This window comes from Pediococcus ethanolidurans (genome assembly GCF_964062635.1).
In the GTDB taxonomy this organism is placed as follows: Bacteria; Bacillota; Bacilli; order Lactobacillales; family Lactobacillaceae; genus Pediococcus; species Pediococcus ethanolidurans.
The window spans coordinates 1,397,434-1,414,872 of record NZ_OZ061250.1 but is presented as its reverse complement, the minus strand read 5'-3'; the positions used below and the strand labels follow the sequence as shown (position 1 = coordinate 1,414,872).

The 17,439-nt window shown below is 39.0% G+C and carries 19 protein-coding genes; 3 read left to right on the top strand and 16 right to left on the bottom strand.

The genetic code is table 11. The features are described 5' to 3' along the window. Positions 1–3: 3 nt before the first annotated feature. The 10 genes from murA to atpB all read right to left on the bottom strand — a co-directional run bounded on the left by murA (position 4) and on the right by atpB (position 8,194). Positions 4–1,293 (bottom strand): UDP-N-acetylglucosamine 1-carboxyvinyltransferase, encoded by a 1,290-nt coding sequence (gene murA, locus AB3219_RS06995; protein WP_057807287.1) that lies wholly within the window; start codon positions 1,291–1,293, stop codon positions 4–6. 14 nt (positions 1,294–1,307) lie between these two features. Continuing rightward, a complete protein-coding gene (locus tag AB3219_RS06990; protein ID WP_057807284.1) occupies positions 1,308–1,541 on the bottom strand; it encodes a DUF1146 family protein in 234 nt (77 codons plus the stop codon). 169 nt (positions 1,542–1,710) lie between these two features. After that, complete coding sequence (locus AB3219_RS06985; RefSeq protein WP_216754642.1) at positions 1,711–2,136, bottom strand: F0F1 ATP synthase subunit epsilon; 426 nt, start codon at positions 2,134–2,136, stop codon at positions 1,711–1,713. A 13-nt stretch (positions 2,137–2,149) separates the two neighbouring features. Beyond that, entirely contained in the window at positions 2,150–3,562 is a 1,413-nt protein-coding gene (gene atpD / locus AB3219_RS06980) for a F0F1 ATP synthase subunit beta (RefSeq protein ID WP_057807280.1), read from the bottom strand. Positions 3,563–3,588: 26 nt separating this feature from the next. After that, positions 3,589–4,536 carry a F0F1 ATP synthase subunit gamma gene (locus AB3219_RS06975; RefSeq protein WP_216754640.1) on the bottom strand — a complete coding sequence of 316 codons (948 nt, stop codon included), beginning with the start codon at positions 4,534–4,536 and terminating at the stop codon, positions 3,589–3,591. Between the two features lie 36 nt (positions 4,537–4,572). Continuing rightward, positions 4,573–6,105, bottom strand: coding sequence for a F0F1 ATP synthase subunit alpha (atpA, locus tag AB3219_RS06970; protein ID WP_216754639.1), 1,533 nt, complete (start codon positions 6,103–6,105; stop codon positions 4,573–4,575). 25 nt (positions 6,106–6,130) lie between these two features. After that, positions 6,131–6,673 (bottom strand): ATP synthase F1 subunit delta, encoded by a 543-nt coding sequence (gene atpH, locus AB3219_RS06965; protein ID WP_057807274.1) that lies wholly within the window; start codon positions 6,671–6,673, stop codon positions 6,131–6,133. Next, positions 6,660–7,184 (bottom strand): F0F1 ATP synthase subunit B, encoded by a 525-nt coding sequence (gene atpF, locus AB3219_RS06960; RefSeq protein ID WP_216754638.1) that lies wholly within the window; start codon positions 7,182–7,184, stop codon positions 6,660–6,662. Before atpF ends, atpH begins: the two co-directional genes overlap by 14 nt. Before the next feature lie 51 nt (positions 7,185–7,235). Beyond that, a complete protein-coding gene (gene atpE, locus AB3219_RS06955) occupies positions 7,236–7,448 on the bottom strand; it encodes a F0F1 ATP synthase subunit C (protein WP_216754637.1) in 213 nt (70 codons plus the stop codon). A 26-nt stretch (positions 7,449–7,474) separates the two neighbouring features. After that, the gene (atpB, locus tag AB3219_RS06950) at positions 7,475–8,194 is read right to left on the bottom strand and encodes a F0F1 ATP synthase subunit A (protein WP_216754636.1); all 720 of its coding nucleotides are present in this window, start codon (positions 8,192–8,194) and stop codon (positions 7,475–7,477) included. Positions 8,195–8,583: 389 nt separating this feature from the next. On the opposite strand from atpB, the gene AB3219_RS06945 reads away from it, so the two are divergent. The 3 genes from AB3219_RS06945 to AB3219_RS06935 all read left to right on the top strand — a co-directional run bounded on the left by AB3219_RS06945 (position 8,584) and on the right by AB3219_RS06935 (position 11,514). After that, a complete protein-coding gene (locus AB3219_RS06945; RefSeq protein ID WP_216754746.1) occupies positions 8,584–9,309 on the top strand; it encodes a helix-turn-helix domain-containing protein in 726 nt (241 codons plus the stop codon). Then, on the top strand, positions 9,306–10,163 hold the full coding sequence (locus AB3219_RS06940) for an IS3 family transposase (protein WP_367369460.1): 858 nt from the start codon (positions 9,306–9,308) through the stop codon (positions 10,161–10,163). The genes AB3219_RS06945 and AB3219_RS06940 overlap by 4 nt, the downstream gene beginning before the upstream one ends. 109 nt (positions 10,164–10,272) lie before the next feature. Beyond that, positions 10,273–11,514: an ISL3 family transposase gene (locus AB3219_RS06935; RefSeq protein ID WP_063697918.1), complete on the top strand. Its 1,242-nt coding sequence runs from the start codon at positions 10,273–10,275 to the stop codon at positions 11,512–11,514. A 220-nt stretch (positions 11,515–11,734) separates the two neighbouring features. Here AB3219_RS06935 and upp read toward each other — a convergent pair whose 3' ends face one another. From upp to AB3219_RS06905, 6 genes are all read right to left on the bottom strand, one after another. After that, positions 11,735–12,364 carry a uracil phosphoribosyltransferase gene (gene upp / locus AB3219_RS06930; protein WP_057807265.1) on the bottom strand — a complete coding sequence of 210 codons (630 nt, stop codon included), beginning with the start codon at positions 12,362–12,364 and terminating at the stop codon, positions 11,735–11,737. Between the two features lie 72 nt (positions 12,365–12,436). Next, positions 12,437–13,675 carry a serine hydroxymethyltransferase gene (gene glyA / locus AB3219_RS06925; RefSeq protein WP_216754256.1) on the bottom strand — a complete coding sequence of 413 codons (1,239 nt, stop codon included), beginning with the start codon at positions 13,673–13,675 and terminating at the stop codon, positions 12,437–12,439. Positions 13,676–13,687: 12 nt separating this feature from the next. Beyond that, a complete protein-coding gene (locus AB3219_RS06920; RefSeq protein WP_057807261.1) occupies positions 13,688–14,710 on the bottom strand; it encodes an L-threonylcarbamoyladenylate synthase in 1,023 nt (340 codons plus the stop codon). Between the two features lies 1 nt (position 14,711). Continuing rightward, positions 14,712–15,578, bottom strand: coding sequence for a peptide chain release factor N(5)-glutamine methyltransferase (gene prmC / locus AB3219_RS06915; RefSeq protein ID WP_216754257.1), 867 nt, complete (start codon positions 15,576–15,578; stop codon positions 14,712–14,714). Beyond that, the gene (gene prfA / locus AB3219_RS06910) at positions 15,571–16,653 is read right to left on the bottom strand and encodes a peptide chain release factor 1 (RefSeq protein WP_057807257.1); all 1,083 of its coding nucleotides are present in this window, start codon (positions 16,651–16,653) and stop codon (positions 15,571–15,573) included. Before prfA ends, prmC begins: the two co-directional genes overlap by 8 nt. After that, entirely contained in the window at positions 16,653–17,243 is a 591-nt protein-coding gene (locus AB3219_RS06905; protein ID WP_057807255.1) for a thymidine kinase, read from the bottom strand. Before AB3219_RS06905 ends, prfA begins: the two co-directional genes overlap by 1 nt. Between the last annotated feature and the right edge of the window lie 196 nt (positions 17,244–17,439).

The window sequence follows — 17,439 nt, the reverse complement described above, 5'->3', positions numbered from 1 at the left end:
AAATTAATTTTTGACCGTTAATGTTGTATTCGGATCTGATACGCGTTTAATCTGGGCACCCAAAGCACTCAGTTTACCATGGAAATTATAATAACCACGATCTAAATACTTTAAATTAGTAACTTGTGTGTATCCCTTTGCTACCAGGCCAGCAATCACTAGTGCCGCTCCAGCCCGCAAATCAGTCGCAGCAACTTCTGCACCACTAAAGTTTGTCGGTCCATTCATAATGACCGACGAACCTTCAATTTTATATTGTGCATTCATTCGGCGTAACTCTTCCAAATGCATGAATCGATTTTCAAAGACGGTTTCAGTTAAAGTGCTGGTTCCATGTGCCAACAATTGCAAAACAGAGATTTGAGGTTGCATATCCGTGGGAAATCCAGGATGTGGTAATGTTTTAATTGAAACTGGTTGTAATCGTTTAGGACCAACTACTCGAATTCCCTCATCATTTTCAATCACCTGTACACCCATTTCACGCATTTTCGAAATCAGTGGCTTATTGTGCTCAGAGATCGCATCTTTAATTAAAACATTGCCTTGTGTGGCAGCCGCTGCCACCATAAAAGTACCTGCCTCAATACGATCTTGCACCACGGCATGATCTGTTCCATGGAGATGACGGACACCAACAATTCGAATAGTCTCAGTACCGGCTCCCGTCACGTGAGCACCCATTTTATTGAGAATCATCGCTAAATCAACGATCTCAGGTTCACAAGCCGCATTTTCAATCACACTAGTACCCTGAGCCAAAGTCGCCGCCATCATGATATTCTGTGTGGCACCAACACTAGGAAAATCTAAATAAATGTTAGTCCCAATCAGCTTTCTCGCACTAGCTTCTATGTAACCATCATGTTGCGTGATATGTGCACCTAGGGCTGTTAATCCCTTCAGATGTAAATCAATCGGACGCGAGCCAATCGCACAGCCACCAGGCATAGCAACTTTTGCATGTCCCGTTCTAGCTAATAACGGTCCCATAACCACCACCGAAGCACGCATTTTTGAAACGTATTCAAATGGTGCCTCAGTCGAAATTTTATTGGTTGCATCCATTAGAATTTGATGTTGTTCTTCATCAAATTCCACATCTACGTTCAAAAATCGCAGCACATTATTCATGGTATACACATCAGACAAAATGGGAACGTTACTGAGTTTTAATTGACCTTCACTGGCCAAAATTCCAGCCGCCAAAATTGGTAAAACAGCATTTTTGGCGCCTTCAATCTCAACTACACCTTTTAGTCGATTGCCGCCCTTAACAATAATCTTATCCACGAACGAAACCTCCACTATTTTAATAAGTATCCTAAATTTCTAATATTATTAATTAATTCGAGAAAAAATGAGCTATTCAAATAGCCTAGCCCGATCGATAACAAAACAATCAGTACTTTAAATTGGTTTGGATCCGAAACATGAAGAATTCGTTCCAAATGAATTCCTTGGATCGCCCAAAATGAAATCAAAATAAAAAAGAAATAACATATCAACGTTAATAAAGCTTGTATCCCAAATAAGTTCATAAAATCCTCTTCAATCTTTGATTTATTACAATAGTATCATATCCATACTAAAAATTCGCGTTTCTTTCTCACTTTAACGAATTAATAACAAAAATTTTAAATAGCGAGACATTGGTATTTTTATGTAACAAAAAAAGCCGAGAAAATTCTCGACTTTTTTATATCGTAATTAATGTTTTGCAACGTTAATTCGATTAATTGCACGACGCAACGAAATCTGGGCACGACGCAACTCTGAGTTGTCATGAGCATCTCGGGCCTTCCGAATAGTTTTTTGGGCTCGTTGACGCGCATTTTCAGCTCGATTAACATCGATATCAGATTCATTTTCAGCAGTATCCGCAACAATCGTGGCTGTGTTATCCGAAAACTCCACAAAGCCGCCATTAACCGCAACTGCATCCTCTTTTTTATTAGAGTCATCATGCTTAATTCGTACTTCATCAATCGATAGTGACGCAATAATAGGGACATGGTTAGGCATGATTCCTAGCTGGCCGTTTTGTGTTTTTACAACCAACATAGTGGATGTTCCGTCATAAACTTGACCATCAGGAGTCACGATACTAACGGTTAATACTGATTTATCAGCCAATTAGAATTCCCCCTTATTTGCTAGCGGCACTAGTTAACTTCTTCGCTTTTTCAACGACTTCATCAATATTTCCGACTTGACGGAAGGCATCTTCAGGTAAATCATCATATTTACCTTCAAGAATTTCTTTGAAACCTTTTACTGTTTCTTCAACTGGGACATAAGAACCAGGTTGACCAGTAAACTGTTCCGCAACTGAGAAGTTTTGTGATAAGAAGAATTGAATTCGACGAGCACGAGCAACAATCGTTTTTTCTTCGTCAGACAATTCATCCATTCCTAAAATAGAAATGATATCTTGCAACTCACGATAACGTTGTAAAACATGCTGAACATCTGTAGCTACTTTATAATGCTCTTCACCAACAACAGATGGATCCAATGCACTTGAAGTAGAAGCTAAAGGATCAACGGCAGGATAGATACCTTGCTGTGTTAAGCTACGTTCCAAGTTAGTTGTTGCATCCAAATGAGCGAAGGTTGTGGCTGGAGCAGGATCAGTATAATCATCGGCAGGCACATAAACGGCCTGAATCGAAGTAATTGATCCCTTCTTGGTTGAAGTAATTCGTTCCTGCAACTGACCCATTTCAGTAGCCAACGTTGGTTGATAACCAACGGCAGAAGGAATACGACCAAGCAATGCGGATACTTCAGAACCGGCTTGAGTGAATCGGAAAATGTTATCAATAAATAACAACACATCTTGTCCTTCAACATCACGGAAATATTCCGCCAATGTTAAACCGGTCAAAGCAACCCGCATACGTGCACCAGGCGGCTCATTCATCTGACCATACACCATGGCAGTTTTTTCAAGAACTCCCGATGCCTTCATTTCGAAATACAAATCATTTCCTTCACGGGTTCGTTCTCCAACACCAGTGAATACGGAAATACCATTGTGTTCCTGTGCAATATTATGAATTAATTCCTGAATTAAAACGGTCTTACCAACACCGGCACCACCGAACAGTCCAACCTTACCACCACGGATATATGGAGCCAGCAAATCAATAACTTTGATTCCTGTTTCCAAAATCTCCATGCTGGGGTTAAGGTCATCATACTTAGGTGGTTCACGATGAATAGGATTACGTTTTACTTCGGGTCCAAATTTTTCACCGTTATCAATTGTTTCTCCGAGGACGTTGAAAACCCGACCTAATGTCTTATCGCCAACAGGGACCGTAATTGAAGAACCAGTGTCCTCAACTTCCAATCCACGTTGTAAACCATCAGTACCATCCATGGCAATCGTACGTACCACACCATCACCAAGTTCAAGCGCAACTTCGGCAACCAAAATACTACCATCTGGTTTTTTAACGTTTAAAGCATTATTAATATCAGGTAAATTACCATCCAGAGGAAATTCAACATCAACAACAGGTCCGATAACTTGGACAACTTTACCAGTACTCATTATTAGTTAATTCCTCCCATCTAAATTTATTCTTGTGCAGCCTGACCACCGGTAATCTCAGTGATTTCAGTGGTAATCGCACTTTGTCGTGCACGGTTATATTGCAATTGAAGTGATGAAATTAAATCTTTAGCATTATCAGAAGCAGTTTGCATCGCTGTTGAACTTGATGCATGTTCAGCAGTCTTAGCATCCAAAATTGCCCCATAAACAAGGCTTTCTGCATACTGAGGTAAAATAGCTTGTAATAAAACAGCTTCCGAAGGTTCTGTTTCATACTCAGGCATTAGTTCTTTTTTACCCTGTTCTTTTTTTTCATCCTGACTTTTAACTAAAGCATCACTAATTGGCAACATTTTAATTGAATGAAATCTATTTGTTAAGCGATTTACAAAATGGTTATAACAAACATAAAGTTCATCAAACACTTGATTAGAATACATTGACGTTGCAGTTTGAACAATTTCCCGTACTTCGTTAAAAGTTGGTACATCGCTCACACCACGAAATTCATAAGCAACATTCATATTACGTCCCTTATAAAAATCTGCGCCAGTTCCTCCGACAGCTAAAATTACACTGTCATCAGCCGAATGACCTGTGGATTGAATGAAGTCCTCAGTTTGCTTGAGAACCGAGCTATTATAGCTACCGACTAACCCACGATCGGACGTAATAACCAAGAACCCAACTTTTTTAACTGGTCGTTGTTGCAATAAATCAGTGGCTGAAATTGTACTATCAGCATCTTCATTGCTTTTTTCGTTACCAGCAGCATTGGCGCTCATTAAGTGTGACTTTGCAAGATGGGCAACAATACTTTCAACTTTTTCCGCATAAACACGGTATCCAAAAGTATGTTTTTGAATCTGGTTAAGTTTTGCAGTTGAAACCATTTGCATCGCAATGGTAATTTGACTGGTCTTCTTAGTGGAGTCAATTCGTCTGAGAACGTCTTGTTCTGAAGCTGCCATTTTTTCTCACCACTTTCTGTCAATTAAAGCATTGTTTTATTTAGAAGTACTTTCGTCTTCTACTTTTGTTGGTTGAAATTGATCTGCAAATTCTTGAATTGCAGTATCCATTTTGTCGCTATCTGGTAAATCACCGGTTTTGCGGATGACATCTAACAAATCATCATGTGAACCATCAACATAAGCAATCAGTTCATCTTGGAAACGTAAAATATCATCAATAGCAATTTTATCCAAAAATCCGTGCGTCAACGCATACAAAATCAAAACTTGATGCTCAACAGCAAGTGGTTTATGCAATGGCTGTTTCAAAACTTCAACAGTACGACTTCCACGTGCTAGCTTTGCCTTGGTGGCATCATCCAAATCAGAACCAAATTGGGCAAATGATTCCAATTCACGATAAGAAGCTAAATCCAAACGCAATGTCCCAGCTACTCGTTTCATAGCTTTAATCTGTGCATCTCCACCAACACGAGATACAGAAGAACCAGCGTCAATAGCTGGACGCGTACCAGAATAGAATAGGTCACTATCCAAGAAAATTTGACCATCAGTAATTGAAATAACATTAGTTGGAATATAAGCTGCGATATCGCCGGCCTTAGTTTCAACGAACGGTAAGGCCGTCATTGATCCTGCTCCAAGTTTGTCATTCAATTTTGCTGCTCGTTCTAGTAAACGTGAATGCGTATAGAAAATATCACCAGGGTAAGCTTCACGACCAGGCGGACGTCTCAAAATCAAGGAAAGTTCACGATAAGCATCAGCTTGTTTTGAAAGATCATCATACACAATCAAAACATGTTTACCATTGAACATAAATTCCTCACCCATTGCCGCGCCAGCATATGGAGCTAAGTACAGCATTGGGGCTGGCTCTGATGAACCTGCACTCAAAACAATCGTGTAATCCATTGCACCAAACTTTTCGAGCGTATCAACCTGTGTACGTACAGTTGATTCCTTTTGACCAATTGCAACATAGATACAAATAATATTTTGATTCTTTTGATTCAAAATCGTATCAATTGCTAAAGATGTTTTACCTGTTTTACGGTCACCAATGATTAACTCACGTTGACCACGACCAATTGGAACTAATGAGTCAATCGCTTTAATCCCTGTTTGAAGAGGTTCGCTAACTGACTGTCGTTCCATAACGCCAGGAGCTTTTCGTTCAACTGGGCGTGTATGATCTGTTTTAATTTCACCCTTACCATCGATCGGTTGACCAAGTGTATTGACAACTCGTCCGATTAAGGCTTCTCCAACTGGAACTTCCATGATTCGTCCAGTTCTCTTAACTGTGTCACCTTCACGAATATCGTCGTAGCTACCAAGAATAACAATTCCGACATCGTTTGATTCAAGGTTTTGAACCATTCCGTAAACACCGTTAGAAAATTCTAGAAGTTCACCAGCAAGAGCATTATCTAAGCCATGAGCACGGGCGATACCATCACCGACATATGTAACGGTACCTGTTTCTTCGACATTAAGCTCGTCTTGATAGCCTTCTAATTGTTGTTTAATTAGAGCACTGATTTCCTCAGATTTAATGCTCATAAAAGTTTCACCTCTTCACAAAATCTCATTTAAGTAGCATTTTTTTGATCTTAGCCATTTTAGAACGAATACTGCCATCATAAATCAAACCATTTGATTCTAGTACGGCTCCACCAATAATACTTGGATCGAGCTGACTATTTATGATCACTTTTTTAGCTCCGATTCGTTTAGCAAATCCATCTGCCAAACGTTGCTTTTGATCTGAATCAACTTTAACCGCAGTTGATAGGTTTGCATAAGCAATATGATTATATTCATTGTAGAGCACTGTAAACTGCTCAATAATGTCCATAACATTACTTATTCGACCATAATCATAAACCATTTGAATCAAATTTTTGACATAAACTGAAGCATCTTTTTTTAGATTTTCAATAATAGCCGATTTTTGTTCATCATTTAAACGAACGTCGCCTAATACTTGTTCTAAATTCGGAACTTCAGTGAAAACTTGCTTAAGTTGCTGTAAGTCATCATAAACAGGTTCAAGTTGTTCTTTTTCAACAGCTAAATCAAAAAGGGCTTTTGAATATCGTTTGGCAATTGTCATCTTATCTAGACTCATTTTGCTTCCCCAACCCTTCAATGTAAGAATCAATTAACTGTTTTTGATCCTGCGCGTTTAATTCTTTTTGAATGATCTTAGAAGCAATTTCAATAGATAAACTAGCCACATCATTCTGAGCACCTTTGAGTGCATCTTTTCGCTCTTGTTCAATGTCTTTTTGAGCATTTTGCTTGAGTGATTGTGCTTCCTGTTGGGCACTTGCAACAATCTGTTCACGCTGTTTAGTACCATTATCCTTCGCATTGCTTACAATTGTGGAGGCTTCGGCATGAGAATTCTTCAACGCTTCTTCTCGTTTTTTAGCTAATTTTTCAGCATCTTGTCGTGATTTTTCAGCAGAATCGATATCGTTAGAAATGCGATCTGCCCGTTCTTTCATCATCTTTGTAACTGGGCCCCAGGCCACAACTTTAATTGCCCACATAAGTAGGACAAAGACGAGAGCAAAGAACAACATATCACCAAGGTACAATGAATTTGTAGTACCCAACACTAAATGTGAGAGCATCTATTGACACCTCCTTCTACCCTATTATTTGTTTGCTTGTATGACATCAAACTACTTGTTCATAACTATCAATGCCACAACGAAAGCGATAATAGGCATAGCTTCAACAAGACCAACACCAATAAACATTGTTGTTTTTAATTGACCAGATAATTCTGGTTGGCGTGCCATTCCTTCGAGCGTTTTTGAAATAACAAGGGCATCACCGATACCACCACCGATAGCGGCTCCCGACATAATAATTCCTGCTGCAATAGCTCCCATAGTTTTAAATCCTCCTAAAATATTAATTATTCCTCAGTCTGAATTTGTTGAGAAATATAAACTGAAGTCAAAGTGACGAAAACATACGCTTGAATACTACCCAAGAATACTGAGAATCCTTGCCAGATAAACGCAATCGGTATTGCAACAATTGTCATACCGATTCCACCAGAAAAGGCCATTTCTCCGATAATTTTCAGTAACATTTCTCCTGAAAAGATAACCCCATAAATACGTAAACCTAACGTAAGGAAGTCAATCAATTCGGTAAAAACACTAATTGGTAGCCAAAATGTAAACGGCGTTAAATATGATTCTTTAAAATACTTCTTGAAGCCGAGCTTTTTGACTCCAGAAAAATGTGCCAACATTAGCGTTATTAACGAGAACGTCAGCGTCACAATTGGATCTGAAGTTGGACTCCGCACATACGTTACACCATTCCAACCAATTTGTAGGAATAATCCAAGTTGGTTAGATACAAAAATGAATAAAAACAAAGTAAATGCATATAAACCAAAGTCCGGTGCATCACCATTTGTCACTGAGCCTCGAACAATATTATTTGTAAAGTCTATTAACCACTCCAAAACATTTTGTTTTCCAGTAGGTTTCAACTTCAAATTTCTTGAGAACAAGAACACTACTACAAGTACAATAATTGCCGCAAGTAATCCAGAAATAATATTGGTCGTATTAAAAGTAAGCCCCAAAAATTGGAAAGTAGAAACAGAGTCTCCACTCACAGAAGATCACCTCTTTTCCTAGCCTTAGTGAATTATTGAAGAATTGCAGGTCAATCACCCTAAAACGTCAACAATTATATAAAAATAGATCGTAATGCCTATTCAAAATACAAATAAAATAATACCACCAATTTAAGAAAAATACAAAAAAAGGAGGATTTTTTTCACTTTTTAAAAATCCATTTCACGCCTGATAAATCAGCATTTTCGATAAAGCGCTTTCCATTTTTACCCCATCTAAATTCGTGGTGTTTTTATGTTCAAAATAAATCAATTAAAATAAAAAAGAAGCAAAAAAATCGACATCTGTTTAAATAAACAGGATATACTCCTACCAAGGTAGACAAGCAAATAATTAAAACTTGTCTGCTGAGGAAGGAGTATTTTTTATGGGTCGAAAGGGTTCAAGATATAGTGTGGAAGAGAAACTCTTCTATATTAATTTAATAAAGGAGGGAATGGCAGCCAGGGCCATTGGAAAGAAGTACGATGTCCACTCCTCGCAAATAGCTCAGTGGGTGGAACGCTATGATGCAGGTGGCGTAGCGGCGTTACAAAGTCGACACCAACAACAAACGTATTCAAAGGGGTTCATGATGGAGGTGATTCAGGCCTATCTAGCGGGTGGAACATCATATCCTCAACTTGCGCGACAATACCATATTCCCAATAGTTCTGTCATCTACCAGTGGGTCAAACGGTATACTAGTGGTAAAGTACTCACAACCACTAGGAGGACTATCCCAATGAAAGATGGCAGAAAGACAGAACAGGTCGAACGTATCGAGATCGCACAATGGATCATTGCCAACGAGATGAACTATGTTGCCGCGACTACTCATTTTAACGTGTCCTATGGCCAAGCGTATGCTTGGGTCAAAAAGTTCAAGCAAGGTGGTCCCGACGCACTCGCAGACCGCCGCGGTAAGGCCAAGGAAGATACTGGTCAGTTGACTGAACTGGAACTAAAAGATTTAGAGATCAAGCGTCTCAAGGCACGGTTAGCCAATATCTCCACAGAGGTCGCTGTGCTAAAAAAACTCCAAGAGTTCGAAAGGATGGATGCCCTACAGAAGAAAAGTACCTCACGGTTCAAGCACTTACCAAAAAAATAAACCCAGACACAAATCAAGTGTATGGGGTTAGTTTCATGTGCCAATATGTTGGTGTATCTCGTGCTGCATACTACAAGTGGACTCACCGCAAGGTTACAGCGCAAGAACTCGAAAATAAAGCAATTTTGGCCTATATCATCGCACGTGAAGAGTCAAAAAATTATATTTATGGTGTTCGTACGATGACTATGTATCTTAATAAGGAAACACCTTATCATATCAGTCAAGGACGTGTGCGGCGCATTATGCGTCGTAACGGTATTCAATCATCGATTCGTGTGGCCAAACGCGATCGTAAAGCAGAAAAGAAGGAGTATATTCTCGCCAATAAATTACTTCATGAAGACGGCAGCCACGATTTCGCTCCTGAGCAACCAAACATGACTTGGGTAACTGATTGTAGCGAGCTAAGATTCGGACCAGGTAAGAAACAACGATTACGTTTGAGCGCTATCAAAGATCTTTATGATCACAGCATTATTGCCTGGTGTGTAGCGAGCACAGAGACAACGCAGTTAGTATCAGAAACGATCACGCAAGCCTTGAAAGCAAACCACGGTGTGAAGCCTCAATTTCTTCATTCCGATCAAGGCTCGGCTTACACTTCTGGTAGTTATAACACCCTGTTATCCGGAGAAGGCATCGTGCACAGCATGTCTCGCCCAGGAACACCAGGTGATAACAGTGCAATGGAGTGTTTTTGGAGCCAGTTGAAAACAGAAGAATTGGCTTTCAAAGCACCTCTTTCAGAAATCGAACTTGTCGGCATCATCAAGACGTACATTGCATGGCATAATACGGAACGACGCCAACTAACACTAAACGGGTCTACACTTTCTGGTATTGGTGAATAACTAATACCGGTTTTTTGTCTGTTTTGAAAATCAGAAAAATAAAAAAGGACATCTGTCCTCTTTGTGCTACGATTTAATCGCCAAAACAAATCGAAAAGAGGAAATTCAGATGTCCCTAACTAATTCTATCTTATGCTTATTCGAAATAACAGACCCAAACTTAATTGTCACTGGTATTTCTAAAGAACGGTGTTCCACAAACCAACGTATTCATGTCGTCCATGCAACTTTGTCTTATCAACTTTTAAAGTGCCCACATTGTGGCCATAAAAGCTTAATTAAAAACGGAACTCACATGAGTCACCTGCGTTTAGGAACCTTATCCGGTGGTCGTTACGAAATGCATTTAAAACGTCAAAGATACCAATGTAAAGATTGTTCAAAAACCTGTGGTGCTAAAACTAAGTTGGTTAATCGTAACGAAACTTTCACACATAATATCAAACATCAAGTGATCGTTTTGGCACGCGATATGTTGACGAGTAAAGAAATTGCTAAACTTTGTGGAATTTCGCCAAGCAGTGTTCAACGAATCCTAAATGCCAATATTCACTTAGCCTATCGTGTTAAACATCTCCCAGAGAATCTTTGCTTTGATGAATTTCGTTCCTGTAATCACTGGATGTCCTTTAATTGTTGCGATGCCGTTAGTCATCGCCGAATTGTTACTTTAAAAGATCGGCTAAGTAAAGATATCATTGACTACTTTGAAGCTCGTTTTTCGGTTCAAGAACGTGCCCAAGTTCAATCAGTGACGATTGACATGAATGCTGAATATGGCAGCTTCATTCATCGCTTATTTCCCAATGCGGCCACGATTATCGATCGTTTCCATATTATTCAACTGGCTGGGCGTGCCTTAGATAATGAACGCACGCAGACCATTCGTACTATCCAAGATAAGCATTCACGAATTTATCATATTTTAAAATCTCAATGGCGTTTATTTCATCTTGATGAAATAAAAGTTAATGATTCTAAGGCTGTTTATTTACGCGGAATTAACGAGTATATGACGCAACAAAACGCCATTGATTTAGCTCTAGACGCTTTTCCCAGATTTAGATCTGTGTATCAAACCTATCAAGGTATCTTAAGTGCCATACACCAAAAGGATGCTAATGCGTTCCAATCCTTACTTACTAACTACCAACCCACTAGTAATCAAATGGACATAACGATCAACACGTTTATCAAAAATGGTTCAGCCCTTCTAAACAGTTGTCGTTATCCATTTTCCAACGGTCCAATTGAAGGACTTAATCGTAAAATCAAGGCATTAAAGCGTAACTGTTTTGGTTTTCGAAATATTGACAACTTCTTTATCCGGATTAGTTTAATTCATGAGTAAACAAAAAGCACATTCACCGAAGTGAATGTGCCGTTCAAAATCTCCACCAATACGATTTGACAGAGACCCCACTAAACGGCATGACTCCGGAAGAATACCGGAATCATGCCGTTCAAAAAAATGCATAAGATTTTAATTATTTGACTGTCTACTTGACAAGGAGCCGCGCCACAACATGCCCATTTTTTGCTCTTCTTTTTGAAAATAAGTTCACTTGGAACTATTTTGTACCAAACAAACGATCACCAGCATCCCCTAGTCCAGGAACGATATAACCGTCTTCATTTAACTTTTCATCCAAAGCTGCTGTATAAATATCAACATCAGGATGAGCCTCTTGTAAGGCTTTTACGCCTTGAGGAGCAGCTACCAAACACACTAATCGCAAATCTTTTGCGCCACGCTTCTTCAAAGCATCCATGGCCATAATTGCTGAACCACCAGTTGCCAACATTGGATCAACGACAAATATTTGGCGTTCACTAATGTCACTTGGTAATTTAACAAAATATTCAACAGGTTTTAAGGTCTCTTCATCTCGGTACATACCGATATGACCGACCTTAGCTGCTGGAATTAATTCAAGCATGCCATCAACCATGCCCAGTCCAGCCCGAAGAATTGGCACAATAGCTACTTTTTTACCCGAAAGTGTTTTTTTGGTTGTCCAACCAATTGGTGTCTCAACTTTAACATCCTCTAACGGCATATCACGCGAAACCTCGTAAGCCATTAGTTCTGAGATTTCATTAACAACTTCTCTAAATACCTTTGTCCCACAATTTTTATCTCTAATAATTGTCAACTTGTGTTGAATCAACGGATGGTCAAGAACTTGGAACTTACCCATAAATTACACTCTCCCTTCAATATCTCTATCAATTGTAGCTAACTTGGCGCAAAAAAACTAGGGTAAATTCAATTAATTTACCTCAATTGGGTGTTTTACAGTTAAAGCAAATACTTCTTGTTTAAGTTCGGCTAATTTTTCTGGTGAATTATGATTTTTTAAAGCTGCTAAAATAATTTGGGCAACTTTTTCACAATCCGCTTCATTAAAACCGCGAGTTGTAATTGCCGGTGTGCCAATTCGTAACCCACTTGTTTTAAAGGGACTGCGTTTTTCATTTGGAATGGCTTCTTTATTAGCCGTAATATAAATCGAATCTAATAAATCTTGGACTTCCTGACCATTCATTTCAGTTTTAGTGAGATCTAAAGTCATTAAATGATTATCTGTACCACCAGACACAACACGAACTAACTCTGAATCATCAAAGGTAGTTGCCATTTTGTCAGCATTTGCTTTGACTTGCTTCATGTAAGTTTTAAATTCTGGTTTCAAGGCTTCACCAAAAGCAACTGCCTTGGCAGCAATCACATGCTCCAAAGGTCCTCCTTGTGTCGTTGGGAAAACAGCTGAATTGATTTTTTTCGCATATTTTTCTTGAGAAAGAATCATGCCACCACGAGGGCCCCGCAAAGTTTTGTGAGTTGTTGTGGTAACCACGTCAGCAATTCCTACTGGAGATGGATGTAAACCAGTAGCCACCAAACCAGCAATATGTGCCATATCCACCATTAGATATGCCCCAACTTCATCGGCAATTTTTCTAAAGGCCTGCCAGTCAATAACTCGACTATAAGCAGAGGCGCCAGCCACAATGATTTGTGGTTTTTCTGCAATCGCAATTTTGCGAATATCATCGTAATTTAAGCGTTCCGTTTTTAGATCGATTCCATAACTAGCCGATCGATAAAATTTACCACTAAAACTAACCTTAGCACCATGCGTTAAATGACCACCGGCATTCAAATCCATACCTAAAATTTTATCTCCTGGTTTGATAAACGCGGCATATGCTGCTGCATTAGCCTGCGAACCAGAATGAGGTTGAACGTTTGCATATTCGGCACCAAACAACTTCTTGGCACGATCAATAGCTAATTGTTCCACCTGATCAATATAATAACAGCCACCGTAATAACGTTTGCCCGGATACCCTTCTGCATACTTATTGGTTAAAACGGAACCTTGTGCGGCTCTAACTGCTTTTGACACAATATTTTCAGATGCAATCAATTCAATATTGTGTTGTTGACGATTTTGTTCGCCAGCAATGGCATCCCATAATTCAGGGTCTGCTTTTTTATAATCCATAAAAAACGCCTCCTATTTGTTAGGTGTTTGAAAGTATTGTTGCCCTGCTGATTTTTCCAGACGATTCATATACGCTTCGCCTAAACCTATTTTATCAAAACCTTGCGCCAAAATATATGCCACCGAGCTTTCTGTGTCAAAATGGCGCAAACCCGCAAATAAATTATGACTAGCAGAATGAATGTCATCGCCCAATGAGAACCACTCGCCATTTTCAGGCAACTGATTAGCTGTTTTTACCTTTTTAGTTGTCATCACGCCTACTGGTCCGGTTTGTTTTGCTGCCCAGTTTAAAGCATCTTGCCACTGGCCATCTTGCACAATCAAAACTTGTGCATTTGGTGCATAATGTTTATATTTCATTCCTGGGGCCTTAGGAACTTCATCTTTACCCACTTTATGATGGTCAGACTGAACCGTGCCAATAATTTCGGTAAGCTTTTCTTCACTCACTGCTCCTGGTCGTAAAATACTGGGTACGTCACCTGACATGTCAATAACGGTAGACTCCACGCCAATTTGAGTAGGTCCATCATCTAAGATGCCCGCAATTTTTCCTTGTAAATCATGATAAACATGTTTAGCTTCGGTAGGACTGGGTTTGCCAGAAGTATTGGCAGATGGTCCCACAATTGGAACTCCCGCTTGGCGAATTAAATCAAGGGTAACTTCATTTCGTGGATTTCGAAAAGCTGCGGTTGCTAATCCCCCCGTTACACTCTTTGAGAATGCATTGGGTTTTAATTTCAAAATAATTGTCAATGGTCCCGGCCAAAAAGTCTTCATTAATAAACGAGTTTTGGCGGATAAAGGTTGAGCATATTTTTCCACCGTTTTTATATCAGCTACGTGCACAATCAGTGGATTATCACTTGGTCGACCTTTAGCCAAATAAACTTGTTTAACAGCTGTTTCATTGGTAGCATCCGCACCTAAACCATATACCGTTTCTGTGGGAAAAGAAATCAGCTGGCCAGCCTGTATTTTCTTAGCAGCTTCCTTTACCGTGTCTGCATGATATATTTCTGTTTCCAAATTAAACCTTCCTCTCGTTATTCAATGTTACCCGCATCATGCGATCATGATTAGTGACGTCTTTTTTAAACTCTACCTGATAATTACTACTTGTATCCTGAAATAAATTTTCTAATGCCTGTTTTTGATGATAGCCAAATTCACAGTATAATCGACCGTGAACGGTAAGATGCTCCTTCACTTGTTGACTGATTTGTCGATAGATCGCTAAACCCTGTTCTTTTGCAAACAACGCCTGATTGGGTTCATACTGAATGACACTCTGATCCATCACAGTCTTCTCTGATTCTGCGATATATGGCGGATTAGACACAATAATATCAAACTTTTGATTACCTAAATTTTCAAATAAATCACTTTGAATCAAAGCAACTTCAATTTTTTGTAAGTTAACATTTTTTTGAGCAACTTGCAAAGCAGCTTTAGAAATATCTGACCCCGTGATTTGCCAGTTTGGTCGCTGTTTTTTTAAGGCAATCGCAATTGCTCCTGATCCGGTGCCTATATCTAAAACTGTACAGGGGGTCTCATCGTTATCTTTAAGTACCCATTCAACCAACTCTTCCGTTTCAAAACGAGGAATCAGCACTCTTTCATCTACAAATAAATTGTTACCATAAAACGTCGCTTGATTAGTCACGTATTGAGCGGGAACGCCCTTAGCATACTGATGAATATTTTTTTGATAGGCCAACCAATCACTTAACTTCATTGAATCGCGATAATGCAAAATCAGTTGCGTATTATTCCAATTCATCATGTTAGCCAATAATAATTTGGCGCCACTTTCGTCGATGCCTTCCTGATCAATGGGTTTTAGATACAAAAAAGCCCACTTAAGGGCCTCTAAATAGGTGGGGTCATTCATTACGAAGTTGCTCCATCTTTTTTGCTTGATCGTCTAAAATCAAAGCATCAATAATTTCATCTAACTCACCATTCATAATTCGATCCAGTTTATTTAAACTTAATCCAATCCGATGATCAGTTACGCGATTTTGTGGATAATTATAAGTACGAATTCGTTCAGAACGATCGCCCGTTCCAACTGCACTCTTCCGCTCTGCATCATAGGCATCCTGTTCACGTGTTTGGTAGTAATCGTAAACACGCGCCTTTAAAATCTGCATGGCTTTGACACGGTTTTGCTGCTGTGAGCGTTCATCTTGCATCGCCACTACAATACCGGTTGGTAAATGTGTCATTCGAACCGCAGACGAAGTTTTATTAATATGCTGACCACCAGCACCAGATGAACGATAGACGTCAGTTCTGATATCTTTTGGATCAATATCAATATCCACATCCTCAGCTTCAGGCATGACACCAACTGTTGCTGTGGAGGTATGCACTCGTCCTGCTGACTCGGTCACAGGGACACGTTGAACTCGGTGGGCACCATTTTCATACTTAAGTTTGGAATAAACACGATCTCCAGAAATCATCAACACAATTTCTTTGAAACCACCCACTTCAGTTGCGTTTTCATCAACAACTTGAACTTTCCATCCTTGATTCTCAGCATAACGAGAATACATGTTGAAAAGATCTGCGGCAAACAAACTAGCTTCATCCCCACCAGCTGCACCATGGATTTCCATAATAATGTTTTTATCATCATTAGGATCCGTTGGTAACATTAAAACCTTAATTTGCTCCTCAAGGTCATCACGTTGTTTTTTTAACGTACTAAGCTCAGACTTAACTAACTCATCCATTTCCGGATCAAGTTTTTCACGTTGCATTTCTTCGTCATCAGCAATTTGACCAATAACTTTTTTGTATTCATGAAATTTAGCAACTGTTTCACGAATGCTTGCTTCTTCTTTAGACAGTTCTGTAAATTTCTGTGAATCAGAAATCACATCAGGATCAGCTAAAAGTTCATTCAACTCATCATAGCGATCAGCTACTGCCTGTAATTTATCAATAAAATCATTCATTAACTATCTTTCCTCATTTCATCCAAAGGAGGATTCATATAATGACGACGACAAACTGGATAATAAGCTTCGTTGCCACCAATTTGAACCTGTTCTCCTTCATAGACTGGTTTACCGTTTGCAAATCGTAAATTCATAATTGCTTTGTGTTTACAGAACCAACAAATGGTCTTCATTTCTTCAATTTTATCCGCATAGATCAGTAGGTATTTAGAACCTTCAAATAATTCATTACGAAAATCATTTTTAAGACCAAAAGTCATCACTGGAATATTTAAATCATCCACAATTTTTGCAAGTTCAATAATATGATGCTTTTTTAAAAACTGAGCCTCATCAATTAATACACAAGCCGCATCGGGATTCAGTTCCGAAACGCGCTGATAAATATCTGTTTTGTCAAAAACAGGCTCAGCTGTTCTATGCAATCCAATCCGGCTAGCAATTTCACCGACACTCTTTCTTGTGTCAATGCCGCTGGTCATTAAAATAACAGATTTATGCTGTTCTTCATAATTATGAGCAACCTTTAAAATTTCAATCGATTTACCACTGTTCATTGCGCCATAGTGAAAAAATAACTGTGCCAAAGTAGTTTCTCCCTTTGTTTTTACTTCCTATTTAGTATAGCCGATAACCAGAAAAATTTCATCTCTGAATAAAAACGAAATAATCTTAAGACATTCTTTTTTCTGATAACTTTCTTTTTTGTGTCATAGGGCTTAAAATTAACTTTTAGGATTTAGCACGTGGCACATAAAGCTACAAGATAGAAACATTATGGCT

What these genes read in the sequence shown, in the direction of transcription:
- AB3219_RS06990 (WP_057807284.1), bottom strand. Translation starts at nt 1,541, where the DNA reads ATGAACTTATTTGGGATACAAGCTTTATTAACGTTGATATGTTATTTC.
- atpD (WP_057807280.1), bottom strand. Translation starts at nt 3,562, where the DNA reads ATGAGTACTGGTAAAGTTGTCCAAGTTATCGGACCTGTTGTTGATGTT.
- AB3219_RS06975 (WP_216754640.1), bottom strand. Translation starts at nt 4,536, where the DNA reads ATGGCAGCTTCAGAACAAGACGTTCTCAGACGAATTGACTCCACTAAG.
- atpA (WP_216754639.1), bottom strand. Translation starts at nt 6,105, where the DNA reads ATGAGCATTAAATCTGAGGAAATCAGTGCTCTAATTAAACAACAATTA.
- atpH (WP_057807274.1), bottom strand. Translation starts at nt 6,673, where the DNA reads ATGAGTCTAGATAAGATGACAATTGCCAAACGATATTCAAAAGCCCTT.
- atpF (WP_216754638.1), bottom strand. Translation starts at nt 7,184, where the DNA reads ATGCTCTCACATTTAGTGTTGGGTACTACAAATTCATTGTACCTTGGT.
- atpE (WP_216754637.1), bottom strand. Translation starts at nt 7,448, where the DNA reads ATGGGAGCTATTGCAGCAGGAATTATTATGTCGGGAGCCGCTATCGGT.
- AB3219_RS06945 (WP_216754746.1), top strand. Translation starts at nt 8,584, where the DNA reads ATGGGTCGAAAGGGTTCAAGATATAGTGTGGAAGAGAAACTCTTCTAT.
- AB3219_RS06935 (WP_063697918.1), top strand. Translation starts at nt 10,273, where the DNA reads ATGTCCCTAACTAATTCTATCTTATGCTTATTCGAAATAACAGACCCA.
- upp (WP_057807265.1), bottom strand. Translation starts at nt 12,364, where the DNA reads ATGGGTAAGTTCCAAGTTCTTGACCATCCGTTGATTCAACACAAGTTG.
- glyA (WP_216754256.1), bottom strand. Translation starts at nt 13,675, where the DNA reads ATGGATTATAAAAAAGCAGACCCTGAATTATGGGATGCCATTGCTGGC.
- prmC (WP_216754257.1), bottom strand. Translation starts at nt 15,578, where the DNA reads ATGAATGACCCCACCTATTTAGAGGCCCTTAAGTGGGCTTTTTTGTAT.
- prfA (WP_057807257.1), bottom strand. Translation starts at nt 16,653, where the DNA reads ATGAATGATTTTATTGATAAATTACAGGCAGTAGCTGATCGCTATGAT.